The sequence below is a fragment of the Sphingomonas sp. So64.6b genome, from assembly GCF_014171475.1.
GTDB classification, from domain to species: Bacteria; Pseudomonadota; Alphaproteobacteria; order Sphingomonadales; family Sphingomonadaceae; genus Sphingomonas; species Sphingomonas alpina_A.
Map to the genome: position 1 here is coordinate 1327717 of NZ_CP048817.1, position 25919 is coordinate 1353635.

28 protein-coding genes are annotated in these 25919 nt (G+C 62.9%); 15 read left to right on the top strand and 13 right to left on the bottom strand.

Annotation, left to right across the window (positions count from 1 at the left end):
- Window positions 1–67: 67 nt before the first annotated feature.
- The 4 genes from hisI to G4G27_RS06380 all read left to right on the top strand — a co-directional run bounded on the left by hisI (window position 68) and on the right by G4G27_RS06380 (window position 3264).
- The gene (gene hisI, locus G4G27_RS06365) at window positions 68–430 is read left to right on the top strand and encodes a phosphoribosyl-AMP cyclohydrolase (RefSeq protein WP_183112567.1); all 363 of its coding nucleotides are present in this window, start codon (window positions 68–70) and stop codon (window positions 428–430) included.
- Window positions 427–936, top strand: a complete 510-nt coding sequence (locus G4G27_RS06370) for a hypothetical protein (protein ID WP_183112568.1) — start codon at window positions 427–429, stop codon at window positions 934–936. Before hisI ends, G4G27_RS06370 begins: the two co-directional genes overlap by 4 nt.
- An 84-nt stretch (window positions 937–1020) precedes the next feature.
- Complete coding sequence (locus G4G27_RS06375; protein WP_183112569.1) at window positions 1021–1434, top strand: MerR family DNA-binding transcriptional regulator; 414 nt, start codon at window positions 1021–1023, stop codon at window positions 1432–1434.
- Window positions 1435–1461: 27 nt separating this feature from the next.
- Window positions 1462–3264 (top strand): acyl-CoA dehydrogenase C-terminal domain-containing protein, encoded by a 1803-nt coding sequence (locus G4G27_RS06380; RefSeq protein WP_183112570.1) that lies wholly within the window; start codon window positions 1462–1464, stop codon window positions 3262–3264.
- 145 nt (window positions 3265–3409) lie between these two features.
- On the opposite strand, the gene G4G27_RS06385 is transcribed toward G4G27_RS06380, so the two are convergent.
- The 3 genes from G4G27_RS06385 to G4G27_RS06395 all read right to left on the bottom strand — a co-directional run bounded on the left by G4G27_RS06385 (window position 3410) and on the right by G4G27_RS06395 (window position 7434).
- Window positions 3410–4978, bottom strand: coding sequence for a serine hydrolase domain-containing protein (locus G4G27_RS06385; RefSeq protein WP_202049669.1), 1569 nt, complete (start codon window positions 4976–4978; stop codon window positions 3410–3412).
- 65 nt (window positions 4979–5043) lie between these two features.
- The gene (locus G4G27_RS06390; RefSeq protein ID WP_183112571.1) at window positions 5044–6408 is read right to left on the bottom strand and encodes a cell wall hydrolase; all 1365 of its coding nucleotides are present in this window, start codon (window positions 6406–6408) and stop codon (window positions 5044–5046) included.
- A 396-nt stretch (window positions 6409–6804) separates the two neighbouring features.
- Window positions 6805–7434: a TetR family transcriptional regulator gene (locus G4G27_RS06395; RefSeq protein ID WP_183112572.1), complete on the bottom strand. Its 630-nt coding sequence runs from the start codon at window positions 7432–7434 to the stop codon at window positions 6805–6807.
- A 91-nt stretch (window positions 7435–7525) separates the two neighbouring features.
- On the opposite strand from G4G27_RS06395, the gene G4G27_RS06400 reads away from it, so the two are divergent.
- Complete coding sequence (locus G4G27_RS06400) at window positions 7526–8191, top strand: O-methyltransferase (RefSeq protein WP_183112573.1); 666 nt, start codon at window positions 7526–7528, stop codon at window positions 8189–8191.
- A 75-nt stretch (window positions 8192–8266) separates the two neighbouring features.
- Here the strand turns inward: G4G27_RS06400 and cysK are convergent, their stop codons facing one another.
- Entirely contained in the window at window positions 8267–9187 is a 921-nt protein-coding gene (cysK, locus tag G4G27_RS06405; protein ID WP_183112574.1) for a cysteine synthase A, read from the bottom strand.
- On the bottom strand, window positions 9184–10467 hold the full coding sequence (locus G4G27_RS06410; RefSeq protein WP_183112575.1) for an MFS transporter: 1284 nt from the start codon (window positions 10465–10467) through the stop codon (window positions 9184–9186). Before G4G27_RS06410 ends, cysK begins: the two co-directional genes overlap by 4 nt.
- A 153-nt stretch (window positions 10468–10620) precedes the next feature.
- Between G4G27_RS06410 and pdhA the strand changes: the two genes are divergently transcribed.
- Window positions 10621–11676: a pyruvate dehydrogenase (acetyl-transferring) E1 component subunit alpha gene (pdhA, locus tag G4G27_RS06415; protein ID WP_244624577.1), complete on the top strand. Its 1056-nt coding sequence runs from the start codon at window positions 10621–10623 to the stop codon at window positions 11674–11676.
- Window positions 11676–13094: a pyruvate dehydrogenase complex E1 component subunit beta gene (locus G4G27_RS06420; protein ID WP_183112577.1), complete on the top strand. Its 1419-nt coding sequence runs from the start codon at window positions 11676–11678 to the stop codon at window positions 13092–13094. Before pdhA ends, G4G27_RS06420 begins: the two co-directional genes overlap by 1 nt.
- A gap of 9 nt (window positions 13095–13103) precedes the next feature.
- Here G4G27_RS06420 and G4G27_RS06425 read toward each other — a convergent pair whose 3' ends face one another.
- The 3 genes from G4G27_RS06425 to G4G27_RS06435 are packed head-to-tail and all read right to left on the bottom strand — an operon-like array spanning window position 13104 to window position 16209.
- Complete coding sequence (locus G4G27_RS06425) at window positions 13104–13778, bottom strand: pilus assembly protein (protein WP_183112578.1); 675 nt, start codon at window positions 13776–13778, stop codon at window positions 13104–13106.
- The gene (locus tag G4G27_RS06430; protein ID WP_183112579.1) at window positions 13775–14398 is read right to left on the bottom strand and encodes a TadE family protein; all 624 of its coding nucleotides are present in this window, start codon (window positions 14396–14398) and stop codon (window positions 13775–13777) included. Before G4G27_RS06430 ends, G4G27_RS06425 begins: the two co-directional genes overlap by 4 nt.
- On the bottom strand, window positions 14395–16209 hold the full coding sequence (locus G4G27_RS06435; RefSeq protein WP_183112580.1) for a TadE/TadG family type IV pilus assembly protein: 1815 nt from the start codon (window positions 16207–16209) through the stop codon (window positions 14395–14397). Before G4G27_RS06435 ends, G4G27_RS06430 begins: the two co-directional genes overlap by 4 nt.
- 90 nt (window positions 16210–16299) lie before the next feature.
- Between G4G27_RS06435 and G4G27_RS06440 the strand changes: the two genes are divergently transcribed.
- Together G4G27_RS06440 and G4G27_RS06445 are read left to right on the top strand one after the other, a co-directional pair.
- Complete coding sequence (locus G4G27_RS06440) at window positions 16300–16989, top strand: squalene/phytoene synthase family protein (protein ID WP_244624578.1); 690 nt, start codon at window positions 16300–16302, stop codon at window positions 16987–16989.
- 58 nt (window positions 16990–17047) lie between these two features.
- Window positions 17048–17518, top strand: a complete 471-nt coding sequence (locus tag G4G27_RS06445; RefSeq protein ID WP_345940670.1) for a histidine kinase — start codon at window positions 17048–17050, stop codon at window positions 17516–17518.
- A gap of 267 nt (window positions 17519–17785) precedes the next feature.
- On the opposite strand, the gene trmFO is transcribed toward G4G27_RS06445, so the two are convergent.
- The 4 genes from trmFO to G4G27_RS06465 all read right to left on the bottom strand — a co-directional run bounded on the left by trmFO (window position 17786) and on the right by G4G27_RS06465 (window position 20688).
- Window positions 17786–19120 (bottom strand): methylenetetrahydrofolate--tRNA-(uracil(54)-C(5))-methyltransferase (FADH(2)-oxidizing) TrmFO, encoded by a 1335-nt coding sequence (trmFO, locus tag G4G27_RS06450; RefSeq protein ID WP_183112581.1) that lies wholly within the window; start codon window positions 19118–19120, stop codon window positions 17786–17788.
- Entirely contained in the window at window positions 19120–19620 is a 501-nt protein-coding gene (locus G4G27_RS06455) for a hypothetical protein (protein WP_183112582.1), read from the bottom strand. Before G4G27_RS06455 ends, trmFO begins: the two co-directional genes overlap by 1 nt.
- Before the next feature lie 58 nt (window positions 19621–19678).
- A complete protein-coding gene (locus G4G27_RS06460) occupies window positions 19679–20059 on the bottom strand; it encodes a hypothetical protein (RefSeq protein ID WP_183112583.1) in 381 nt (126 codons plus the stop codon).
- Between the two features lie 86 nt (window positions 20060–20145).
- Window positions 20146–20688, bottom strand: coding sequence for a MarR family transcriptional regulator (locus G4G27_RS06465; protein ID WP_183112584.1), 543 nt, complete (start codon window positions 20686–20688; stop codon window positions 20146–20148).
- 286 nt (window positions 20689–20974) lie between these two features.
- On the opposite strand from G4G27_RS06465, the gene G4G27_RS06470 reads away from it, so the two are divergent.
- The 5 genes from G4G27_RS06470 to G4G27_RS06490 all read left to right on the top strand — a co-directional run bounded on the left by G4G27_RS06470 (window position 20975) and on the right by G4G27_RS06490 (window position 24073).
- Window positions 20975–22087, top strand: coding sequence for an aspartate-semialdehyde dehydrogenase (locus tag G4G27_RS06470; RefSeq protein ID WP_244624579.1), 1113 nt, complete (start codon window positions 20975–20977; stop codon window positions 22085–22087).
- Between the two features lie 105 nt (window positions 22088–22192).
- Entirely contained in the window at window positions 22193–22582 is a 390-nt protein-coding gene (locus tag G4G27_RS06475) for a VOC family protein (RefSeq protein ID WP_183112585.1), read from the top strand.
- 59 nt (window positions 22583–22641) lie between these two features.
- Window positions 22642–23283, top strand: a complete 642-nt coding sequence (locus tag G4G27_RS06480) for a lysoplasmalogenase (protein WP_183112586.1) — start codon at window positions 22642–22644, stop codon at window positions 23281–23283.
- Window positions 23280–23711 (top strand): DUF488 domain-containing protein, encoded by a 432-nt coding sequence (locus G4G27_RS06485; protein ID WP_183112587.1) that lies wholly within the window; start codon window positions 23280–23282, stop codon window positions 23709–23711. The genes G4G27_RS06480 and G4G27_RS06485 overlap by 4 nt, the downstream gene beginning before the upstream one ends.
- Window positions 23708–24073: an AAA family ATPase gene (locus tag G4G27_RS06490; protein ID WP_183112588.1), complete on the top strand. Its 366-nt coding sequence runs from the start codon at window positions 23708–23710 to the stop codon at window positions 24071–24073. The genes G4G27_RS06485 and G4G27_RS06490 overlap by 4 nt, the downstream gene beginning before the upstream one ends.
- 37 nt (window positions 24074–24110) lie before the next feature.
- Here the strand turns inward: G4G27_RS06490 and G4G27_RS06495 are convergent, their stop codons facing one another.
- On the bottom strand, window positions 24111–24656 hold the full coding sequence (locus G4G27_RS06495) for a hypothetical protein (RefSeq protein ID WP_183112589.1): 546 nt from the start codon (window positions 24654–24656) through the stop codon (window positions 24111–24113).
- Between the two features lie 305 nt (window positions 24657–24961).
- Between G4G27_RS06495 and G4G27_RS06500 the strand changes: the two genes are divergently transcribed.
- The gene (locus G4G27_RS06500; RefSeq protein WP_183112590.1) at window positions 24962–25867 is read left to right on the top strand and encodes a prolyl oligopeptidase family serine peptidase; all 906 of its coding nucleotides are present in this window, start codon (window positions 24962–24964) and stop codon (window positions 25865–25867) included.
- The last annotated feature ends 52 nt before the right edge of the window (window positions 25868–25919 follow it).

Consider the following 25919-nt stretch of genomic DNA (forward strand, 5'->3'; position numbering starts at 1 on the left):
TTCGCTGAGGTGACGGATGGCGGGTGTCGCGCTTTCACCCGAGAGCAGGCAGCCCTATGAGGTCATCATGCCTGATTCCCGCGACACCGGTCTGACCCTTGATCCGAATTATGACGCGAACGGCCTGGTCACCGCCGTCGCGACCGACCGCGCGAGTGGTGAACTGCTCATGCTGGCGCATATGAATGCCGAAGCGCTGGCCGCCACCATCGCGACTCGCGAAGCGCATTTCTGGTCGCGCAGCCGCGCCAAGCTGTGGAAGAAAGGCGAAACGTCGGGCCATATCCTGCACGTCGCCGACATCCGCATCGATTGCGATCAGGACGCGGTGTGGCTGATCGTCGATCCTGCCGGCCCGGCCTGCCATACCGGCCAACGCAGTTGCTTTTATCGCCGGATCGAAGGCGATGGATTGAGCCCGGTGGAATGAAGCGCGGCCCGGTCCTGGTGCTGTTGTTGCTTGCCGCCTGTTCGCGCCAGCCGGAGTCGCCGAAACAAGCGAAAGCCGCGCCGGCGACTGGCCTGGAGGCGGCAGCGATCGAGGCGGGCGTGATTCCCGATCCCAACGGTGCCGACATCGCGGGGCTTTATGCGCTGGACACCGACCGCATGTGCGTCGTCCCCACCGCAACCGCGTACCGGATCGGCGTCTATGTCGATTATGGCGAAGACCAGAATTGCGGCGGATCCGGCGTGGTCACGCGCGTCGGCGAGACGCTGAATGTCGATTTCCCTACCGCACCCGGATGCAATTTCGATGCGCGCTTCGAGGGTGACCGGATCGCCTTTCCGGGCAGGGTCCCCGATGGTTGCGCCAAGCTGTGCTCGAATCGGGCATCCCTCGCGGCGCTCGATGTCGACCGGCTGAGCGAATCGGTGTCCGAGGCATCGACGCTGCGCGACGCCAAGGGCAAGTTGCTGTGCAATGGCGGGTGACAGGTGGGGGCGGGTGACAGGCGGGGGTGACGGGCGGGGCGGTTGACCTTGACGTTCACGTAAGCTGATTTTACAAAGGCGGCCATGTCGACCGTCGCCGCCTATGCCGTCGTTCCGCAACGTACCGATCGCGATCAATTCTCGATTTCCGATCTGTCCGCCGAATTCGACGTGACCGCCCGCGCTTTGCGTTTCTATGAGGATGAGGGGCTGATCGCGCCCGAACGGCGCGGCACGACGCGAATCTATTCGCATCGCGACCGCGCCCGGCTGGCTTGGATCCTGCGTGGCAAACGGGTTGGCTTTTCGCTCACCGAAATTCGCGAGATGATCGACCTTTACGACATTGGCGACGGCCGCAAGGCGCAGCGCGAAGTGACCATCGAGCGTTGCCGCGAACGCGTTGCACTGCTCGAATCGCAGAAGCACGATATCGACGCGGCGATCGCCGAACTGGTCGAGTTCGTCGCTGTCCTCGAAAATCCCCAATCTCACTAGAATCCCAGCAAGGCTGAAGGACTTACAATGCCGCAATATACGCCCCCCGTTCGCGACGTGCGCTTCATCCTCGAACATGTCGTTGGGCTCCACGCTCACGCCAATCTGCCGGGCTTCCAGAACGCGACCCCCGATGTGGTCGATGCGGTGCTCGACGAGGGCGGCAAGTTCGTTGCCGAAGTGCTCTTCCCGCTCAATCATTCGGGCGATCAGGAAGGCTGCACGCGCCATGACGATGGCAGCGTGACCACGCCCGCCGGGTTCAAGCAAGCCTATCAGGCGTTCGTCGAATCCGGCTGGGGCACCTTGTCCGCGCCGGAGGAATTCGGCGGCCAGGCGATGCCGCATGTCGTGTCGACTGCATTCCAGGAATTCATGATCTCATCGAACATGGCGTTCGCCATGTATCCCGGCCTGACGCATGGCGCGATCGCCGCGCTGCTGGTCAAGGGCACGCCCGAGCAACAGGCCAAGTACGTCCCCAATATGGTGTCGGGCAAATGGGGCGGCACGATGAACCTGACCGAGCCGCAATGCGGCACCGATCTCGGCCTGATCCGCACCCGCGCCGAACCGCAGGCGGACGGCAGCTATGCGATCACCGGCACCAAGATTTTCATTTCGTCGGGCGAGCATGACCTGACCGAGAACATCATCCACCTCGTGCTGGCCAAGACGCCGGGCGCACCGGACAGCTCGAAGGGCATTTCACTGTTCGTCGTGCCGAAGTTCATGGTGGGCGATGACGGCGCGCTCGGCGCGCGCAACGCGGTGTCGTGCGGCTCGATCGAGCACAAGATGGGCATCCATGCCAATTCGACTTGCGTGATGAATTACGACGGCGCGACCGGCTGGCTGGTCGGCGACGAGATGAAGGGCCTGGCCGCGATGTTCATCATGATGAACGCCGCGCGCCTCGGCGTTGGCCTGCAGGGCCTCGCCGTGGCCGAGACCGCCTATCAGAACGCCGTGCAATATGCGCATGACCGTCGTCAGGGCCGCGCGCTGACGGGGCCGAAGGAGCCGAACGAAAAGGCCGATACGCTGTTCGTCCATCCCGACATCCGCCGCATGCTGATGGATGCCAAGGCGATGACCGAAGGATTGCGTGCACTCTGCCTGTGGGGCGCGCTGCAGGTCGATCTCGAACATGCCGCCGCGACCGATGAAGAGAAGCAGCTCGCCGCCGATCTGATCGGCCTGCTCACCCCGGTGATCAAGGGCTATGGCACCGACAAGGGCTATGACATCGCGACCAACGCGCAGCAGGTTTATGGCGGCCATGGCTACGTCGCCGAATGGGGCATGGAACAATATGTCCGCGATGCCCGGATCGCGATGATCTATGAAGGCACCAATGGCGTGCAGGCGATGGACCTGGTCGGTCGCAAGCTCGCGCAGAATGGCGGCCGCGCGGTGCAGGCGTTCTTCAAGGTCGTCGCCGACGATATCGCGGCCGGCAAGGCCGATCCGGCCACTGCGGCCTTTGCGACGGCGCTCGAAAAGGCGAGTGGCGAGCTTCAGGCCGCGACGATGTGGTTCATGCAGAACGGCATGCAGAACCCCGACAATGTCGGCGCGGGCGCACACAGCTATATGCACATCATGGGCATCGTCGCGACCGGGCTGATGTGGTTGCGCATGGCGAAGGCCGCTGCCGACCTGAAGGCAGCCGGAGAGGGCGATGCCGCCTTCCTCGACGCCAAGCTAGTGACCGCGCGCTATTTCGCGGAGCGCATCCTGCCCGACGCCGGCGCGCTGCGCCGCAAGATCGAAGGCGGGGCGGAGGCAATGATGGCATTGCCGCCGGAGATGTTCGCGGCCGCCTGATCGACGATCGGCAAGCCTGGGTATTCTCGAACTGAATTGGTGCAGCGCTTCCCCGACACAGGCTGGTGGCCGTGTCGGGGAAGCGATTGCCGAGTGATTATGGCTTGACCGGGATCACCTCTTTCCCAACGGAGAGCCGCAGAAGTCATTCGTGCGCGTAATAGGCCACCGAATTCGCCTCAGGCATCGACACGGATACCCCGCGGACCTTGCCCGAGGCGTCGCGGCGGAAATCGAACATGTACGAATAGAGGCCGCTTTGAACGAACTGCGCTGGCCCGAGCGGGAGCAAGGGCAGGGGTTTCTCCTGGCCCGGCAGCGCGATCTCGACCGTGTTGCCGACGATATTCACCTGGATGGTTTCATGGTCGAAGCTGTCGGCCAGGGCGCGGCGCAGGTCCATCGGCACGGCGCTGTCGAGCCGGTAGCGGCCGGCATAGTCCGGCGACGGCGGCGCGCGGAACGCCACAGTGCGCACCACGGGGTGCGCACCCAGACTGATCGCGTCGGACAATGCGTTGCGGATTTCGGCCGCCAGTGCGGTGCCGTTGCTGCCATTGGTCAGAATCACATAGCCATCGCCGGTTTCCGGATACCCCTCCAGTAAGGCGCGGTAGCTTTCGTTGGCGCCTAAATGGAAGAAATGCCGACCCGGGCCGGTACCACCCAGGCGCGGGCCCAGGCCGAATACGCTTGGCGATACCTCGGTCATCATCGCCGTCGCCAGAGGTTGGGGCAGGAAATCGCCGCGGCCCTGATAGCTCTTGATCAGGCCGCCGACGACCTGTCCCAGGTCGTGCGCGCTGGTCCACAGGCCCGACGCCCCTGCCTCCGCGAAACTTTCCCAGCCGCGCGGCAACGCGGTCGGCGCGCCGTTGCCGTCGTGCGCCTTGGCGATGTTGCCGTGCGCGGCTGACAACGGGCTCTCGAACGTACTGCGCCGCATGCCCAGCGGCCTGAACACCTGCGCCTCGGCCAGCTGCTGTAGCGGCTGGCCTGTCGTATCCTCGATCACCGCCTGTTCCACCGTGACGCCGCCACCGGAATAATCGTTGAGCAAACCAGGCGCAGTCTTGAACCGCACCGCCTCATTCTTGGCCGGCTTCTGCCCGTCGAGCACCTGTACCAGCGTGGGCAGCGGTTCATTGGGCTGGTAGTCCGCGAACCCATGCACGCCCAACCCCGAACTGTGCGACATCAGCATGCGCAGGCTGACTCGCGGCTGCGGTACTTGCTCTGACGCAGGCAGCTTCCAGCGTTTCAGATAATCATCGACATTGCGGTCCAAGTCGAGCTTTCCCGCCGCGACCAGGCGCAGCGTCGTCGCCGCCGTCACCACCTTGCTGATCGACCCGACGGAGAACAACGTGTCGCCATCGACCTTGTCCTGCGTGCCGGCTTCACGCTCGCCATAGCCGACCGCTCGCACAACCTCGCCATTCTTCAGCACCGCCACTGCCACGCCGGGTACCTTGTGGAAGCGCATGCGTTCCGTCAGCGACCAGCGCGGCACTGCCTCGCCCGGCGCGATCACGGTCGGGCGCAAGCCATGGTCGAGCGCGGCGAGCGGATTCGAATCGGCCGGCGGCTGGGTCTGCGCCTGTGCCTGCGTCGCGATGGCGGCTAATGCGGCTACGGTCATCCAGAGCAGGCGTGTCGCGGGAAGATGGCTCGTGGCGGCGCCGGAAGCACAAACAGGCAGGCTGACGTTCACGGGCAAGCCCTTTGCTGAAACGAAGGCGGCCAATGTGGTCGAAACGACCTTCTGAAATCAAGCCGCTATGGTCTGCTTACCGGCGCCGTTGTCGGCTGCGGCCCTGGTTTTGCCGGTGTCGCGGTGATTTCGACTCGCCGTCTGATGCCGCTCAGCCCATCTGGTGTCGCTTTCACTGTCCTTGCCACCGGCGGCGGGACGACCCGCGCGCCGGGGAGATTCTCCAGCCGGAAGCCGTCGGTCTGGCGAACTACGGGCACGAACACCTGGATCTTCATGCACTGGGTGAGGTCGGGCCGGCGATACTCGGCGCAATTCCACAGCGCCTTGTCATAACCCTTGGTCCGATCGCGCAGATAGCTGAACGACATGGTCGATACCTGGCTCGATTGCAGCGGCAGTGCGGCAGGCGTCTTCGCCTTGCTGCTCCACGCCATGAACTTGCAATAAGGACGCTCGCCACAGGTCGCCGAGGCGAGCGCGGCAAAGCTCTCGGGCGGCATCTTTGGGTCGAGCGTGACGATGAAGCTGTTGGTATCCGCCGCGATCGGCGGCGGCAGGGTGCCGCTCACCGCTGCGGCCTCGATCGTCGCCGCCGCGGCTTCGTCGAGCGCGGCACCCATGCGGTGTGCGTCGGACAAGGCGGCAAGCTGGGCGATGACCGGCTCGGCGGACAATACACGGCGCCCGAACGCGGGCGGCGTGCCCCACCAGCCGGTCCAGCGGAAGAACAAATGCGTGCGCACCTTGGTCACCTTGTCGAGGCTGGAACTCCAATAAGGCACCACCCAATCGGTGTGGTAATGAGTCGAATAGCCGACCGGCTTGAACACCGATCCGGTCAGCGCCAGCACCGCCGTCTCGCGCGCGCGTTTCCAGGCCAGGTCGGACCAGCGATGGCGGGCCAGCGCGCCGTCGCAGGTGAAGGTGAACTGGCAACCGGTGGCGCGCTCCTGGCCCTGGAACACCACACCGCAGATCGTCTTGGGAAAGGCGGGATGGCGAGTGCGGTTGATCACGACCTGAGCCACGGATCGCTGCCCGAGTGTGTCGTCGCCCGCTTCGTACAGCACGGCGGCGGCCATGCAGTCGATCGCGCGCGCCTTGTCCTCATCGGTGCCGGTCAGCACGAACGGACGCGCCGCAGGGTTGGGGGCGGTCGAATAGGGGATGGTGGCGTTGAAGCTGCGCGCGTCGTCCGGCGGCAGATCCTGATATTTGAGCGGTTCGACCGCCGGAATCTCGGTCTGGGGCACGACACGTTGTGGCGGCATGGCGATGTGGCGATAGGGGCGCACCGGTGGCGCGAAAATGACGATCAGCGCCGGCACCACAAGCGCGGCGATCGCCAGCGTGGCGAGCAGCAGCCGGATCGCGATGCTCGGTGACGCGACGATTCGCGCTCGGATGGCGGTGTGGGATTCAGTCATAGAGAATGGCTCAGCGGCGGTCGGTCTGGAGCGGGAAGGGGATCACGGTCGGCTCCTGGCGGATCGGGCAGCGCGCCTTAGCGCAGAATGCCGGGAATGAGAAATCGACGGGTGCCGGGTAGCGTCTCGCCGGTGATGGCAGCGGGAATCACCGACCGACTTTGGTTGCTTGAGGGTTTTTTGAGCGGATTGACGCTGATGCCCCCGCTCCTAAGGTTCGCGGTGCTTACAAGAAGCGGGATCCTTAAAATGAGCCATCCAATGCAATCCGGATTGATCGGCGGCGGCCTGTTTGTAGGAGGCATGATTTTCGGGACGCTCATCCAGAAACTCTACGGCGCTTGGAAGCGCCGCTAGATTCAAACTGAGACACTACCAAGCGCCGCGATGCTGATCTCAACGATCGAGACTCTTGAGATAGGCGCAAAACATATCGGCCATGGCGTCGGCATAGGTTGCGATCTCTGCCGGGGTTCGCGGACTCTCCGAAAAATGCTTTCCCACTTTGCCGAGCGTCGTCCCGATCAGGTCGCCGGCCAATGCGCGAGTCGCTTGCGAGGCCCTGGGCAGCGCTTCCTCCATGAAGGCCTGGATAATGCGGTCGCCCATCGCTCGCACTTCCTGAGCCTCGGGGGCATTGCGGTAAAGCGGGGCAGCGTCGTTGAGCGCCACGCGCATTTCCGCTTCGTCGCATTCCGAGCGAATGAAGGCGTGAACCAGGATGCGTAGTCGTTCCGGCGGCGGGCGCTGAAAATCCTCGAGGATGCTGCGCAGCATCCCGGTCGTCTGCCCCCATTCGTCGCTCTGGAGCCGGAACAGGATCGCCGCCTTGTTCGGGAAATACTGGTACAGCGACCCGACACTGACGCCCGCTTTCTCGGCCACGCGCACGGTGGTGAATCGCTGCGCGCCTTCCTTTGCTAAAACCTGAACCGCAGCCTCCAGAATCGCGGCGACAAGATCGCTCGAACGCGCCTGTTTGGGCTGTTTTCGCGAGGATATTCGGGTGTTTCGGTGATCGGTCATGGCGCTGTGTGGCAATGCGAATAGGAAACGCGAAGGATTATTCGTATTTTTCGCGCAGCGCAACAACGCTGCTCATCGACCGGAGTTATGTATGACCATCCTGACCACCAACCCGCTTGCGCCGCTACTGGATCGCCTGTTCGAAGAGGCGAAGACCGCGTCCCCGGCAACCAGCTCCGCAATCGCCGACCTTTCGCCCGAAGAGCGATCTCGTCTGATGCAGAGCAAGACCGATTATATCGATCTCTACGCGCGCCTGAAGGACGTTCCGCTTCCCGTCTCGCGGGAAACCGGTGCGCTGCTCTATATGCTGGCGCGTGGCTGCGGCGCGCGGACGATCGTCGAATTCGGGACCTCCTTCGGCATCTCGACCCTGCATCTGGCCGCCGCCTTGCGCGACAATGGCGGCGGCCGTCTGATCACCAGCGAGTTCGAGCCATCCAAGGTGGCACGGGCGCGGGATAACCTGACTGCCGGCGGCCTTGTCGACCTGGTGGAGATCCGAGTGGGCGACGCGTTGCAGACGCTGAGCATCGACCTTCCCGATACGATCGACCTGGTCCTGCTCGACGGCGCCAAGGCGCTCTATCCCGAGGTTCTGAGCCTGGTGGAAAGCCGCCTCAGGTCGGGGGCATTCATCGTCGCCGATAATGCGGATTACAGCCCGGACTATCTGGCGCGCGTGAGATCGCCTGGGAATGGCTATCTGTCCACGCCGTTCGGCGATGACGTCGAGCTGTCGATGCGGATCGGCTAGGGCGAGCTCAGCTGCATCCCTGCGGCGGCGAGGTGGGGAATATTCCACTCGCCGCCGCGGGCTCGTCTTTGGGCCTCAGCTTTCCGGCAGGAAGTCCGGCACCGACAGATAACGCTCGCCTGTGTCGTAGTTGAAGCCGAGCACGCGCACGTTCGCGGGTAGTTCGGCGAGCTTCTGCTTGATTGCCGCGAGCGTCGCGCCCGAACTGATCCCGACCAATATGCCTTCCTCGGTCGCGGCGCGGCGCGCGAAATCCTTGGCGGCGCCCGCCTCGACCTTGATCGCGCCATCGATCGCCTGGGTGTGCAGATTGGCCGGCACGAAACCCGCACCGATGCCCTGGATCGGGTGCGGGCCGGGCTGGCCGCCGGAAATGACCGGCGATGCTTCGGGCTCGACCGCATAGACTTTGAGGTTCGGCCATTCCTTTTTGAGCGTCTCGGCGACGCCCGTGATGTGGCCGCCGGTGCCCACGCCGGTGATGATCACATCGATTGGCGTGTCACGGAAGTCTGCGAGGATCTCCTGTGCGGTGGTCCGGCTATGGACCGCGATATTGGCGGGGTTTTCGAACTGCTGCGGCATCCATGCGCCGGCGGTTTGATCGACCAGTTCGAGCGCGCGTTCGATTGCGCCCTTCATGCCCTTTTCGCGCGGGGTCAGGTCGAAGGTCGCGCCATAAGCGAGCATCAGGCGGCGGCGTTCGAGCGACATGCTCTCCGGCATGACCAGCACCAGCTTGTAACCCTTAACCGCCGCGACCATCGCCAGGCCGACACCGGTATTGCCGCTGGTCGGTTCGATGATTGTGCCGCCGGGCTTCAGGTCGCCCGAGGCTTCCGCTGCCTCGACCATGGCGAGCGCGATGCGATCCTTGATCGAGCCGCCGGGATTGGAACGCTCCGACTTGATCCATACTTCGCGGTCGGGGAACAGCTTCGCCACGCGGATGTGCGGGGTGTTGCCGATCGTTTCCAGGATCGTGTTGGCTTTCATCGTGCTGCCTCCATCTCAATGTCTGCGGCGTCTCGCGCCGTCTCGGGTGGATCGAACGTCTTTGCCTTGCGGATAACAGGGAACAGATAGGTCCACAGGATTGTCACCACAATCGCTCCCGTGCCGCCGACCAGTACCGCGCCGACCGGACCCAGCCCCGCGGCAAGGAACCCCGATTCGGCCTCGCCCAGTTCATTGGACGCCGAAATGGTCAATTGCGAGACCGCGCCAACCCGGCCGCGCTTGTCGTCCGGGGTGTAGAGCTGGATCAGCGATTGGCGGATATAGACCGAGAACATGTCGGCCGCGCCGGCGATAGCGAGCGCAACGAGGCTGAGCGCCATGATCTGCGACAGGCCGAACACGATCGTCGCGGTGCCGTAGATCAGCACCGAGATCAGCATCTTGGGCCCGACATTGGTCTTGAGCGGGCGGAACGAGAAGAATAGTGCGACGACCGACGCCCCCACCGCAGGCGCGGCGGCAAGTGCGCTCAGCCCCTGTGGTCCGACCTTCAATATGTCGTGCGCATAGATCGGCAGCAGCGCGGTCGTACCCGCCAGAAACACGGCGAACAGATCGAGCGTGATGGTGCCGAACACCATCTTGTTCTGAAATACATAAGTGAGGCCGTCGGCGATCTGCTTCAATGGATGCGTGCTGCCGACCGCGATGGTGCGGGGTACCTTGCCGATCAGGAACACACAGACCAACGCCACGGCGAACAACAGGGTGGCGAGCCAATAGGCGCCTGACGGTGTGATCGCATAAGCGAAGCCACCGACCGCCGGGCCGATGATCGTGCCGACCTGCCAGGAGATCGAGCTGAGCGCGATTGCGGTGGGCAACACTTCGCGCGGCACCAGATTCGGCGCAAGTGCGCTGAACGCCGGTCCGGAAAAAGCGCGCGCCAGACCGAGCAGGACGGCGACTCCGAACAGCACCGGCAGGGTCATCGCGCCGTCGAGCGTGACGAGCGCCAGAATAAGCGCGCAAGCGAATTGCAGAGTCACCGTGACACGCGTGATCCAGCGCCGGTCGAAACGGTCAGCGACCCAGCCGCTGATCGGCGTGGTCACGAACAAGGGTATGAATTGCAGCAAGCCGATCAGGCCGAGTTGTGCCGCCGCGGCGCTGGGCGACATGGTCTGACGGGCGATTGTGTACGTCTGCCAGCCAATCACGATAATCATCGCGTTCTGGGCGATCGTCATGGCGAAGCGTGCCGCCCAATAAGCGCGGAAATTGGCAATGCGGAACGGGTGGGGGGCGGGAGCCATCGCGAAAACCCTTAGGCGCGAGCATTGCGGCGGGGCAATCGCCGATTGCTTGGGGCCTGCAAACTTTGCTTGTTACCCAGACGATTGATGTCCGGCCCGGAACGGGCTTATAGGCACCGCTTCCCCTCCCCACGGAAACGAGGTTTTCCCATCGTGGCCAAAGCCCCCGCCGCTAACAAACCCGCCCGGATCGCTGAACCGCCGACGCCCAACCGCGAACGCCCTAACGAGCCGAAGCTCTACAAGGCGTCGAAGGAAGAGCTGCTCGAATTCTACAAGCAGATGCTGCTCATCCGCCGCTTCGAGGAGAAGGCGGGCCAGCTTTATGGCCTCGGCCTGATCGGCGGTTTCTGCCACCTTTACATCGGTCAGGAAGCGGTCGCGGTCGGCTTGCAATCGGCGCTATCCGAGAAGGATAGCGTGATCACCGGCTATCGCGACCATGGCCATATGCTGCTCTGCGGCATCCCGCCCAAGGATGTGATGGCGGAGCTGACCGGGCGTCAGGCCGGCATCTCCAAGGGCAAGGGCGGCTCGATGCACATGTTCAGCGTCGAGCATAAATTCTATGGCGGGCACGGCATTGTCGGCGCGCAGGTGTCGCTTGGCACCGGGCTGGGCTTCAGCCACAAATATAAGGGCGATGGCGGCGTGTGCCTCGCTTATTTCGGCGATGGTGCGTCGAATCAGGGCCAGGTTTACGAGAGCTTCAACATGGCCGAGCTGTGGAAGCTGCCGGTCATCTATGTGATCGAGAACAACCAGTATGCGATGGGCACCAGCGTCAATCGCTCATCGGCCGAAGACCAGCTGTTCCGCCGTGGCGAGAGCTTTCGTATTCCCGGTATTCAGATCGACGGCATGGACGTGCTCGCGGCGCGCGGCGCGGCCGAAGAGGCGCTGGCCTGGGTTCGCGCGGGCAAGGGCCCGATCATCCTCGAAATGAAGACCTATCGCTATCGCGGCCATTCCATGTCCGACCCGGCGAAATATCGCAGCCGTGACGAGGTCCAGGCGGTGCGCGACAAGTCCGACCCGATCGATCACTGCAAGAAGCTGCTTGAAGCCGAGGGGGTGAAGGAGGACGAGCTGAAGAAGATCGAGCAGGAAATCCGCAAGGTCGTCAACGAAGCCGCCGACTTCGCCGAGAGCGCGCCCGAACCGGAGCCCGCCGAACTCTATACCGACGTGCTGGTGGAAACTTACTGATGCCGATTGAAATCAAGATGCCCGCGCTTTCCCCGACGATGGAGGAAGGCACGCTTGCCAAATGGCTCGTGAAGGAAGGCGATACCGTCAAGTCCGGCGACATCATGGCCGAGATCGAGACCGACAAGGCGACGATGGAGTTCGAGGCGGTCGATGAAGGCACGATCGGCAAGATCCTGATCGCAGAGGGTACCGACAATGTGAAGGTCGGCACCGTCATCGCGACGCTCGACGCGGAGGGCGAGGAGCCAGCTGAAGCTGCGCCGGTCAAGGCGGAGCCCAAGGCTGAAGCCAAGGAAGAGCCGTCCACCGACAACGCGCCGCCAGCGCCGGAGAGCGCGACGCCGCATCAGGTCGAAACCGGTGCCCGCCAGATGTACGAAGCCGCCAAACATGACGGCCCGACCGACCCGGCGATCCCCGCGGGGACGGAAATGGTCAAGGTCACGCTGCGCGAAGCGTTGCGCGACGCGATGGCGGAGGAAATGCGCCGCGACGACCGGGTGTTCCTGATGGGCGAGGAAGTCGCGCAATATCAGGGCGCGTACAAGGTCAGCCAGGGCCTGCTCGACGAGTTCGGCGACAAGCGCGTGATCGACACGCCGATCACCGAATACGGCTTTGCCGGCGTCGGTACGGGCGCAGCAATGGGTGGTTTGCGTCCGATCGTCGAGTTCATGACGTTCAATTTCGCGATGCAGGCGATCGATCATATCGTCAATTCGGCGGCCAAGACCAATTACATGTCGGGCGGTCAGATGCGCTGCCCGATCGTGTTCCGCGGACCCAATGGCGCGGCGAGCCGCGTCGGCGCGCAGCATAGCCAGAATTACGGTCCGTGGTACGCCAGCGTTCCCGGCCTGATCGTCATCGCGCCCTATGACGCGGCCGACGCCAAGGGCCTGATGAAGGCCGCGATCCGCAGCGAAGATCCGGTCGTCTTCCTCGAAAACGAACTGCTCTATGGGCGCACGTTCGAGGTGCCGAAGCTCGACGATTATGTCCTGCCGATCGGCAAGGCGCGCACCATGCGCGAGGGCAAGGACGTGACGATCGTCAGCTATTCTATTGGCGTCGGCCTGTCGCTCGAAGCCGCCGAGGAACTGGCCAAGGAAGGCATCGACGCGGAGGTCATCGACCTGCGCACGCTGCGCCCGCTCGACAAGCAGGCGGTGCTCAAGAGCCTCAAAAAGACCAACCGCATGGTCGTGGTCGAAGAAGGCTGGGCGACGTGCTCGATCGCGTCGGAGATCGTCGCAATCTGCATGGAGGAAGGGTTCGACGACCTCGATGCCCCGATCCTGCGCGTCGCCAATGAGGATGTGCCGCTGCCTTACGCGGCGAACCTTGAAAAGCTCGCTCTGGTCAATTCGGCGAAGATCGTCGCAGCGGTGAAGAAGGTGACGTATCGGGGGTGATCGCTGGACCTAACAGGTCGATGCGGTCACGCCGGTCACTTTGTACACACCGTTCGGATGAAGATTGGTAGTGGAGCTATCGTCGCTCATATCGCGCCGGTCGCGAACGGACATCGATGCTATTTCGGTGACGCTGGTCGTCGGCGCGAGCGTGCCGCGTCCGACCAGCGGGATATATTCGTAATAGACTTCGACGAACATCGTGGCGTTGTCACTTTGCGTCGTGACTTGTCGGCCGGTCGGTCCCATCCCCGTCAGGTTGGTCGCGCCTGCCACGCCGTAGCTCGATGCATGTCCTGTCTTCGAGCCACGGCAACGCTGCCAGCGGATGCGATATTTGCCGGTGTTGGCGGGGTCGACTTCCAGGCTGGAAACGATCACTCGGCCTTGCGCATAAAGGTTGAGCTCGCCTGCCTGCAGCCCTGCGCCAGTAAGCAGATCGTCGATGTCGGTTTCGCTGATCGTCTTGGCGGACAACAGGCTGCCATTTCCCATTCGCGCGGCGTTATCCGCAACATGCAGCGCCACCTGGCTGATCCGCATCTTGGCGGTGATGTAATTCGTCATCTCCGCCCCGGTCAGACTCAAGACCAGAAAGATCGGCAGCATAAATGCGAATTCGAGCAGCGCGACGCCGCGGCGATTGTCGCGCAGCGTTGCGATCATCAGGCGTAAGCGAGTCATGGGTTGCAATGTCCTGCTAAGGGCGCACCATAAGTTTCCTGATCGCTGTAAGGCTGGTTTTCGAGCACGGTTGCGGCAGAGATCCGTGTCGTGTTGGATCCGCCAACGAGCTTGTACAACGGAAAGAACCGCGGATAGCTGACCGCCACGGTATACAGGGTCCTGTCCTTCGCGCCGCCCTGTCCGGAATCGCCGCCGTCCATGTCGCGCACGCCGTTACGATTATCGTCCTGGAAAATCTCGTTATTGTCGCAAACACCATTGTGATTGGTGTCGTTCGCGGCTGGAAACGGTTCGGCGATCGCGGCGGCGGCGGTAGAAAAAGTCCGATAGAAGCGGCGAGTGAAGGTGATCGTCGCCTTGTTGGCGATCGCCAGGACCGAATTTCGAACCTTGTTGTCGAGAATCGTTTGCTGAGCCGTCGCCACGCCGGATTCCAGTGCTGAATCGCGCGCAACCTTCTGCACGATCCCCTGCAGGACTGAGCGCATATAGAGCGAGTGGGCAGTGTCGAACGCGCCCAGCAACAGCAGGCCCAGCACCGGTGCAACGATGGCGAATTCGACAATCGTCGCGCCGCTTGTATCGGTCGCGAGCTTCGAAACGGGACGGCGCCTCACCGGGTCAGCCTCAACTGCGAAATCTGATCGGCGATCGACGCGAAGGTCGTCTGGAGCGTCGCTGAATCGCGCGCCGTGAAGAATTTGCCGTCGGATGCGCATGTTTCGAGCCTGCCTTCGGTAGTCGCGTTCGACCCGTCGCCGAACGAGATGACCCACAGCGTGATGTTCTGGTTTCTCACTGCGGCGCAAAGCGCAAGAAAGCGTGCATTGACCTGATCGTTGAGATCAGAAGCGCGCGGCGCGCTGGTGGAACTGGTCTGACGGCGATCGAACCAGGGCAAACCATAAGCGGCATAATCGGTATTGCTGGCGTTGGTGTCGCCGTCCGTCATGAAGATCAGATGCCGCTCGATCTCTCCGCCCTGTGGGGTCAGCGCATTCTCCGAGGCGAACAGGCCGGTCGGCGAAAGCAGGCGTGCGCCCCAGAGCAAACCGATATCATGATACGTGTTTCCCGACGGAGTGAGACTGTCGACATAAGTGTCGAACGTGCTGGCCGTGGGCCATTCCTGCATTTTACGCGCTTCGGCTGGGCACGCATAGGAATAGCCGCCACTAAAATTAGTGGCAGAGGTCACCGCTGCGGTGTTGAACTGGTTAGTGCTGTTCACATACTGGCGTGGAAAGATTACTTCGCGCAGCGCAGGTGCCCAGAGCGTGGATGTATCGCCTTGGGTCGGCACAAGGTCGATGTCCAAGTCTCTTGCTTCAGTCTTTTGCAATACCGTCATCGAGGAATAATTGGTCAGTTTGGCGGTTCGACGTTCCTCGATGCAGCCATCCCAATCGACCGTGCGGATGCTGCCATCATCGTTGATCGGCAAGGTGAAGCTGTTGTTCCACGATGTGCCATTTTTCAGGCCGCTGATGTCGACCGGTTTCTGACCATAATCCCATTGCGGAACGAGATCGCGAGCCTCGTTATAGCAGAGATAGCCATAGCCGCTATAGTAATTCTTCGTGGAACGATATTCACGTGTAGAAGTATTGGCGGATGCAACGCAATTGCCGGAGCCATTTGGATAAGTATAGTTGACACCCGTCCAAGATAACCAGACACTACCGTTACGCACTCGGGTCTGGTAGGGCCAGCTATTGGCGAAATAGCTGGTTGGCAGCAGCTTTCCGACATTGACGTTGGTGGCATACGGCACAAATCCGAACCGTATCTGGGTCTGGTCGCCGGTACCGCCGCTTGGCGTGCCGGTGGTGCATGTGGCGTCAGTGTTAAGCCGTGCCACGATTTCGTAAAAGCATTTCACCGCGTTCTTTAGGCTGACGATCTTGGTATCGGGGTCGCTTGACACCGCCTTCGACGCCATCGACCCGGTCGTATCGAGCACGAACATGATATCGGTATTGGGCAGCCGCATTTCGGCGTCGCACGTCACCGTCAGCGTCTCGGTATATTTCTTGAAGATCTTCATCAACGTCATCGGCAAGGTGGCGCTCGCGGTGCCGCTGACCTTGCCTGCACTTTCGGTGAAGGTCGCCGAAGAGCCGGTCGAACCATAGGCACCGGACTGATAGTTGGCGGTGAAGAACTTCTGTGCGACGTCACTGTCGTCGCTGCCCCATATGCCACCGCCCATCGCCTTGCGCCCGGCCAACGCGCCGGCGTCGCAAGCATGTTGCAGACGCGTCTTGGTGATATACATGCGGCTCATGTCGATACCGCCGCCGACCAGCCCAGCGAGGGGAATCAGTGCCGCCGCCATGATCGCCAGCGTATTGCCGCGTATGTCATGTCGCAGCCGGCTCATGAAGCCGCGCGTCATTGCTCGCTCGATCGCCTTCATCCCCGACATTCAGCCGCCCCGCACTGTAGGTATTGGTCCCAACCAGCGGCCTATGCGGGGCGAAGGGATAATTGTGTTTCAAGCGACATGGTTAATGTCATGGTTACGATCTGGGGCCGCAGCCTCATGACGGCGGATCCGGAGCGCCTTCTCGCGCTATCCTATTCGCCCGTATCGCATCGTGCCGGGGTCACGGCATTGTTCGCGCTCGACGATACGCTTGCCGCGATTCTACGCACCACGCGCGAGCCGCTGGTCGGGCAGATGCGGCTGACCTGGTGGCATGAGGCACTGAGCAAGCTCGACAAGGAGGGCGCACCGGCCGAGCCCGTGCTCCAGGCGCTTGCTGCCGAGGTGATTCCGCGCGGCGTGCCGGGCGCGCGGCTTGCCGAGATGATCGATGCCTGGGAAGTCCTGCTCGACCCGGATACGCCTGACGATGCCACGTTGGAGCGTTACGCCACGCGTGGCGTGATCCTGTTCGCCGCCGCCGGCACGTTGCTCGGCACGGCGCCGGGCGATCCGATCGCGCCGGCCGGGCGCGGCTGGGCGCTGGCCGATCTGGCGCGCAATGTTGCGGACAAGGATGTCGCGGCGAGTGCGCTTCGGCTCGCCGCAGGACCGCTCGCGGCGGCAACCGCCACACGGTGGAGTCGGGCGGGGCGAACACTCGGTGCGCTTGCTCATCTCGCGCGTCTCGACCTGACCGTGCCGGTCGGCGATCCGATCGCGCGCGGCGCGCCGCGTCGGGTGTGGCGTATCCTGATTCATCGGATTTGGGGGCGTTAGCTTTCCGGCACGGTAATTCGGCGATAAGTTCGCCCTGTTGTCAGTTGGGGAGACCGGAATGATGTGGCGTTATGTGGCAGGCAGCGCGGCTGCGCTGCTGTTGATCACTGCGGGGATTATGTTGTCGAACGGATCCGCTCGCCCGGTTTCACCGCTCATGGCGGCGCCGGCCCAAGCGGGCCAGGTCGCCGATGAAGACGAAGCGCTGCCCGACACCATTCCGGAAGCGGGCGCCAAAACGCGCGAGGAGAAGCGCTTCAACCGCTATGACAAGGATCGCGATGGCGCGGTGACGCGCGAGGAGTATCTCGTGTCGCGCCGCAAGGCCTATGCGAAGCTCGACCTCAATCATGACGGACAATTGTCGTTCGACGAATGGGCGACCAAGACGACGACCAAATTCGCCGATGCGGATAAGGACAAGTCGGGGGCGATGAACGCTGCCGAATTCGCCACGACCGCGCCGAAACGCCGCGCCAAGGCCAAGCCGAACTGCCCGCCGGCGGCTCCGCGCGACGAGGAGGGTTAGGGTCCAAACCCAGCCACCGCAACGGTCGAGACGGAGCGGCATTAGCCGCACGGCTAGGAGTAAGGAAGGAGCGATGGCTTTCCCATCGTGACTGACGCGCGACGCCGCTGTGCGGCTAAAGCCGCCCGCCGCGAAGCGGTCGCCCGGCACAGGCCGCTGGGCAGCGTCGCTTGCTTGCGCGTAGCTTTAGCTACGCGTCTGCGCAGCGCTCCTTGCCAGCGGCCTGTGCCGGGCAATCTCGGTCATTGCGGTGGCTGGGTTTGGACCCTAAGCCGCGCTGCTGCCGGTTGCCGCGACCCATTCGCCGAGCGCGGCACGGGCGCGATCGGTATACATCTTCTTGCGATCGGCCTTTTTGGTGCGGCCCTCGATCGGCGGGAACAGGCCGAAATTGACGTTCATCGGCTGATAGCTGTCGGCCTCCGCGCCGCCGGTGATGTGTCCGAGCAAAGCGCCGAGCGCGGTTTCGACCGGGGGCGGGGCGAGCGAGGCGCCGGCAAGCTCCGCCGCGGCGAAGCGCCCGGCGAGCAGGCCGATCGCTGCGCTCTCGATATAACCCTCGCAGCCGGTGATCTGACCGGCGAAGCGGACATTGGTGCGTGCCTTCAAGCGCAGTGTTTCATCGAGCAGGACGGGCGAGCGGATAAAGGTGTTGCGGTGCAGCCCGCCGAGCCGCGCGAACTCGGCATTCTCCAGGCCCGGAATGGTGCGGAACAGGCGGACTTGCTCGGCATGTTTGAGCTTGGTCTGAAAACCGACGATGTTCCACAGCGTGCCCGATGCATTGTCCTGGCGCAGCTGCACGACGGCATGCGGCCAGCGTCCGGTTCTTGGATCGTCAAGTCCGACCGGCTTCATCGGCCCGAAGCGCAACGTATCGAAACCGCGTTCGGCCATCACCTCGATCGGCATACAGCCTTCGAAATAGGGCGTGTCCTTTTCCCAATCCCGGAACGGCGTTTTTTCGCCGTCGACCAGGCCCTGATGGAAGGCTGCATATTGATCGCGGTCCATCGCGCAGTTGATGTAATCCTTGCCCTCTCCCTTGTTCCAGCGCGACTGGAACCAGGCGGTGTCCATGTCGATACTGTCGAAATGGACGATCGGCGCGATCGCGTCGAAGAACGCCAGCGCTTCCGCGCCAGTCGCCGCACCGATGCTCTCGGCGAGGCCGGCAGCGGTAAGCGGACCGGTCGAGATAATCACCGGGCCATCCGATGGAATGACATCGACACGTTCACGCACCACGGTGATGCCTGGATGCCCTTCGATCGCCGCCGTCACACCGGCCGAAAAGCCGTCGCGATCGACCGCCAGCGCCGACCCCGCCGGCACCTTGTGGATATCGCCCTCGCGCATGATCAGCGAGCCAAGCGCGCGCATTTCGGCATGGAGCAGGCCGACCGCGTTGCTGGTCGCGTCGTCGGAGCGGAAGCTGTTCGAGCAGACCAGTTCGGCGAGGCCGTCGGTATGGTGCGCCGGCGTCATCTCGCCCGAGCCGCGCATTTCGGAGAGCTTTACGCGGTAACCCGCCTGGGCAAGCTGCCACGCGGCTTCGGAGCCGGCGAGGCCGCCGCCAATGATATGGATGTCGTGATTCATCACTTGCCGATAGCGACCCTTGGCGCGCCTGACAAAGGCTGAGGGGCCGGATCGTCCCAAACCACCCGCCAGCGGCAGATCAGCGCGCAGATCGCCCCGGTAAAGGAGAAGGCAAAGCCGGCGATCATATCATTCCGGGTGCCGCCGATCATGGCGACGGGCAGTGCAGTGGAGAGTCCTCCGGCCAGCGCCCAGGCGACGGGCAGGCGCATCGCCGCATTATGCCGTCCAAACCATTGCATCAGGCGGGTGCCAAGCAAATTGGGGATGCCCGAGACCAAAGCACCGACCAACATCGTCAAGACGATGCCGACGACGATGGTGATGAAGACGCCAGCGCCGACATCCGGCAAATCCGGCACTATGATCGCGGCATCCATGGTGGTCGACCAGGTACCGAGCAGAAGGCCGATCACGAAGATTGGGCCGGCCAATAGTGTCGCCGCGACTGGGCCTGAACCCGAAACTGAGCCGGAACCCGAATATGTGCTGCGGTACATCGTCATTCTCCAATTGCCGGGCCGGAAGCGGCATGGCCGCTTCCGGCGGCACAGCGGTTCAGCGGGCCATCGCCACGGAGCCGTCGCGTTCGTTGAGCCAGCCATTCACCTTGCGGCCGAACTGCGCGACCGCGCCCATATTGAAGAAATGCATCGCCCCGAGCACGACGACCGCGAGACCGACCTTGCCGCTGAGGAACCGTATCGCGCCGGTCAGCGTGGTCGGTTCATTGCCGAGGCTGAGTGTCAGGGTGATGAAGCCGATATTGACGAGATAGAACCCGACCACGAGCAGATGGTTGGTGGAGCGCGCCAGCACCTCATTCTGACCGAAGCACTGGATCAGGAATACCACGCCGTTCTTCGACAAGGTTCGTGCGACCCAGATGGTGATGGCGATCGTGATGACGAGGTAAAGGGCATAGACCGTTTCGACCATGACTTATTCCTTTTTGTATCTTAAATTTCTGTAATTTGAGAAAGGAGTGGGCGTGGCTAGGGTGGGAGAGGGGGCATGATGTCTCCTCAGTCTTTCGACTTGCCGGGAATGAACCGCGCGACCTTGCCGCCGAGTTTCATCAGCGTGACCAGGGTCGGTTTGGGCAGGACGCGGACCTGATCGTACCAGGTGCCGAGCGTCGAGAGGAATTCGTGCATCCGGGTGATGCGGTCGCGGACATGAGCGGGGGCGGTCCCATCGGCCTTTAGCCGTTCCGATAGTTGTCCCATCAGCGCGATCGTCGGGTCGATCTCTCGGCGCTTGCGTTCCGCGGCGATGCGCATGAGCATTTCCCACAGATCGGTTTCCGCGTTGAAATGGTCGCGGCGATCGCCCTCGACATGGACCCGGCGCACGATGCCGTAACCCTGCAATTCCTTGAGCGCGGTCGACACGTTGGACCGTGCCAGCACCAATGTCTCGACAATCTCCTCGGCATGCATCGGGCGGTCGGACAGATAGAGCAGGGCATGGATCTGCGCGACCGAGCGGTTCACGCCCCAATGCGTGCCCATTTCCCCCCAATGAAGGATGAAGGCCTTGACGTCGGGATGGTCGTTTATCTGCATGCGTCTTTCATTTCTGTTATTTCAGAAATACAGAATATGGCTCGCGCGGTCAAGGGGTGTTCAGAGAGTGCGCAATGTCATTGTTGCCATATTCATTTCCGCCTGATAGCCGGCGCGTCATGTCGATGATGATCAACATGACGCGCATTACCAAAACGACCGTGAAAGCGGGCGTTCTCTGGTGCGCGTGGTGATCCCCACGACATAGCAACAGAGGCCCCGCCGGGAACGGACGGGGCCAGTCGATCCAGACAGCGCCGTCCTCCGCATCATGGAAGGAAGCGTTATGCTGAACGAATTATCCAATCCCAATTCTCTCCGACGCCAGGACGATTCCGCCGATGCGCCGGTGATCGCCCCGATGATCGCCCCGATGATCGCCCCGATGATCGCCCCGATGATCGCCATAGTCGGTGCGACCGGCGCGGTCGGTGTCGAGCTGATGCGATGTCTGGAGAAGAGGAATTTCCCGGCCGGCGCGCTGCGCCTGCTGGCGTCGGCGCGCTCGGCCGGAAGCACCTTGCCTTATGGCGCGGACCAGGTGCTGGTGGAGGAACTGCGCGACGATAGTTTCGCGGGCGTCGATGTCGCGTTGTTTTCGGCCGGCGCAACGATCTCGCGCCGCTATGCGCCGATCGCGGTCGCCGCCGGCGCGATGGTGGTCGACAATAGCTCGGCCTTTCGCATGCAGGCCGATGTCCCGCTAGTGGTGCCCGAAGTGAACGGCGCGACGCTGGCCGGACATAATGGCATCGTCGCCAATCCCAATTGCGTCGCTGCGATCATGACCATGGCACTAGCGCCGCTGCACCGCGCCGCAACGATCCGCCGCGTCTTTGCCGCCACTTATCAATCGGCATCGGGCGCCGGCGCGGCGGCGATGGAGGAATTGCGCCAGGCGACGGCGGCACATCTGGAGGATCGGCCGTTCGAGCCGAAGGTCCTGCCGCATCCCTATGCCTTCAACCTGTTCAGCCACAATGCCGATGTCGATGGCGAGAGCGGCTATAATGGCGAGGAATTGAAGGCGGCGGCAGAGACGCGGCGGATCCTCGACATGCCGTACCTGCCGATCGGAATCACCTGCGTCCGGGTGCCGGTGCTGCGCGCGCATTCGATCGCGCTCAGCGTCGAGTTCGAGCGGTCTGTCTCTCCGGATGAAGCACGCAACCTGCTTGCCGCCGCGCCAGGGGTGCAGGTGGTGGACGACCGCGCCGCCAATCATTTTCCGATGCCATCGGAGGCCAGCGGGATCGACGATGTGCTGGTCGGGCGGATCCGCACCGATCTCGGCGACCCGTCCGGCCATACGCTCGCTTTGTTCGTGTCGGGCGACCAGTTGCTGAAGGGCGCCGCGCTGAACGCGGTGCAGATCCTGGAACACCTGCTCGGTCGCTGAGCGCCGCTGCCGCATGGTGCGATCCACAGGGATTTCGCCATGCGGCTAAACCGATGCGCGGGTCATGCGTTATGACTTGCTGCGAGCTCAGCAAAGGAGAGCGACATGATCGACCATATCGGCCTCGCCGTGACCGACATTGCGCGGTCGCGTGCCTTTTACGAAGCAGCGCTTGCACCGCTTGGCATCCGCACCATCGAGGTAATCGACCCGAGCCAGACCGAGAGCGGCGGGACGGCGGTGATGATGGGCATCGATGAAATCTTCTTCGTCATCGCCGACAATGAAGCGATCGGGGAGGGGACGCATGTCGCGTTCCGCGCCCCATCCCGTGATGACGTCGATGCCTTTCATGCCGCCGCCATGGCAGCCGGCGGGCGCGACAATGGGGCGCCGGGAATCCGGGAGAGATATCACCCCGATTATTATGCCGCATTCGTCCATGACCCTGACGGCATCAATGTCGAGGCGGTGTGCCATCTGGCAGAAGGCTGACGGCCGGGGCTGAGAAGGCCGGGGCTGACACCGGCGTGCGATGCGATACAAGGTGGGCCATGTCGAACCGCCTTCTTTTCATCGCTGCGCTGATTGCCGGGGCAAGCTATTATTTCGTCGATCATGTCCTGGCGCCCGGGACTGCGGCGATCGTCTGGAAGGGGGCCGGGGTCGGCTTGCTCGCTTTATGGGCGGCGATACAGGCGCGGGATGGTGCCGGATGGCTGATCACGGCGGTGCTTGCGCTCGGCGCGCTGGGTGACGTGCTGCTCGAAACGTCGGGACTAACGATCGGTGCGTTGGCATTTCTTGCCGGGCACCTCGTTGCAGTCGGTCTGTACCTCACTCATCGCCGCGCGGCCGGCACGTTGGATTGGGCTGTCGCGGCGCTGGTGCTGATCGCAACACCTATCGCGGCGTGGTTGTTGCCGTCGGATCGCGGCGCGGCGCCGGGCATTGCCCTTTATGCCACGGGTCTGGGCGCGATGGCGGCCAGTGCCTGGCTCAGCCGCTTTCCCCGTGGCCATGTCGCGCTGGGCGCCTTGTTGTTCGTCGTCTCCGACCTGCTGATTTTTGCCCGGATCGGACCGTTGTCCACGTCGCCTGTCCCCAATCTGCTTATCTGGCCGACCTATTTCGGCGGTCAGGCGCTGATCGCCTGGGGGGTGCTCGCGGCACTCGATCGAACGAGGCGGACATGAAGATTTTCACGATCGGTTACGAAGCTACGACGATGGCCGATTTTCTCGCGGCGCTGAGCGGGGCCGGGGTCGAGCGCGTGATCGATGTACGGGCCTTGCCCCTGTCGCGGCGCCCCGGTTTTTCGAAGAATATCCTCGCCGCATCGCTGGCCGAGGCGGGGATCGGTTATGTTCATCTGAAAGCACTGGGGACGCCCAAGCCGGGACGCGATGCCGCCAAGAAAGGCGATGTCGCGACCTTGCGTGCGGTTTATGCCGAACAGCTTGAACTCCCCGAGGCGCAAGTGCAGGCGGCGCAGATGCTCGACCTTGCGGCGGAGAAACCGTCCGCGCTGCTCTGCTTCGAACGCGATCCCTGTCATTGCCATCGCACCTTGCTGTTAAAGGCGGTTGGCGAGGGTGCCGACGTGGTCGACCTTTATCCGTGATCCATACGCTGGCCATTACCGGCTATCGCTCGCTGCGCGACGTCAAGCTGGCGCTGGGCGAGGTGACGGTCGTCACCGGCGCCAATGGCAGCGGCAAGTCGAGCCTGTATCGCGCGCTGCGGCTATTGTCGGACGTGGCGCAGGGCAGGGTGGTCGCTTCGCTGGCGGGCGAGGGCGGGTTGTCCTCGACGCTGTGGGCGGGACCGGAACGGTTCAGTCGCGAGATGAGGGAGGGCACGCAAGCGATCGAGGGAGTGGTGCGTTCCGGGCCGGTCAGCCTCAAACTTGGCTTTTCGGGGGACGATCTGGGCTATGCGATCCGCGCGCTTCGTGACCCGCATCTGCAGGCGTTTCGCCAATGACCCTTCCAATGTCGCACTTCAAAATTGACACCGCCGCTCACCAAAGCACCGAGAGCGGATAGAGCGCGATCAGCCAGATCAGGCACGCGATGACGATGCGCCTTTTGTTGAGGGCTATCGCGATCACGATGACGGGGAAGAAGGACCATGTCACCACAGCTGACCGTATATCAACGGGGGGCAGGCCGCCGAGTGCCATCGTCGTCGTCAGCAGAGCCATGTTGCACAGGAGTATACCGATCAACACCTTGCGGCTGTGCTTGTCGAAATGGCCGTCGAGATTGCTCCATTCTTCGGGGTCGTCCGGAAAGATCAGCGACGTCGAAACATAATAGATGCCGGTTACGACGAAACCCCCGAACAGGACAGGCCAGTTGAGTGGAAGCAGGTCACGGAGCGACCAGCCGTACATCCAGAACGTGACGACGTCGCATGAAACGAAGATGCCGAGCAGCGCCGTCGAATAGCCGATGCGGACCTTGTGGCTCGCCTTGATCGATCGGGACAGGCCGCCCAGCCCTTCGGCAAGCGCCAGTCCCAGCAACAGGCCGAACAGCGAGAAGATGAATTCAAACCCACTCATGTGCCAACGCACCCCCTATGACACGCCGTCTTCGTCGTAGCGTCCCACCCCGCCGAACCGATAAAGCGGCGCGTCTTATCAGTCCAGCCGGCGGTTTGGACTTGTCGGGGAAGGGGCTGCTTTCGGGGCTGTCGTTGAGTATCGGTGACAGTGCGCTTTTTCGACGTCGTGACGTGATCGCGCGGCCAAACTCACATGCTGAATTGAATGGACTGTCTCCGACACTCTAGCGCGATTAAGATGACTGACGAGCAAAGGGGCATGACATGCGCAAGCGGGCAATATTGGCATTGGCAGCTTTGTGTATGCCGATCACTCTGGCGGCCTGTGATGAGACTCAGGGTGCCGCACAAACTGCCCAGGCACAGGGGCTGGCGGCAGCGCGTGCCGGGTTCAAAACGCACCTTACTCAGCAGACCCGCGATGGCACGCCGGCGCCGCAGCCGCCCAAGGGCGTGCTCGACCTGATCCATTACAAATCACCGGCGGGGCAGCTTGCCGGCTATCTAACGCCGCGTCCGGCCGGCGGTGGCCGTCATCCGGCGATCATCTGGATTTCCGGCGGCGACAGTAATTCGATCGGGAATTTCTGGGACAAGGCGGATCCCGAAAACGACCAGACCGCTGCGGCGTTTCGCGATGCCGGGATCGTGACGATGTATCCCTCGCTGCGCGGCGGCAACGACAATCCGGGCTATCGCGAAGGGTTTTACGGCGAGGTCGACGATATTCTGGCCGCGGCCGACTATCTTGCGGCGCAGGATTATGTCGATCCGCAGCGCATCTATCTCGGCGGGCACAGCACGGGTGGCACGCTGGTTCTGCTGACTGCGGAGATGAGCAAGCGGTTTCGCGGGATATTCGCCTTTGGCCCGGTCGCGGAGGCGAGCGATTATAGCGGTCAGTTCTTCTATGCCGACCTGAACGACGCGACTGAGGTCAAGCTGCGCTCACCGATCCACTGGCTCGGGTCGGTGACAAGCCCGACATTCGTGTTCGAGGGCGCGGATCAGGGCAATGGCGACTCGCTTGACGCGCTGAGCGCCGACTCCAGCAATCCGCAGCTGCATTTCTACAAGGTTCCGGGGCGCACCCATTTCAGCATCCTGGCGCCGGTCACAGCGACGATCGCGCGTAAGATCATCGGCGATGCTGCCGGAAAAGGGGCGGTGTCGTTCAGCCAGGCCGAGCTGAACATGGCACCGCGCTGATTGCGTGGAGATTGAACCATCACCGTCATTCCCGAGAAAGCGGGAATCCCGC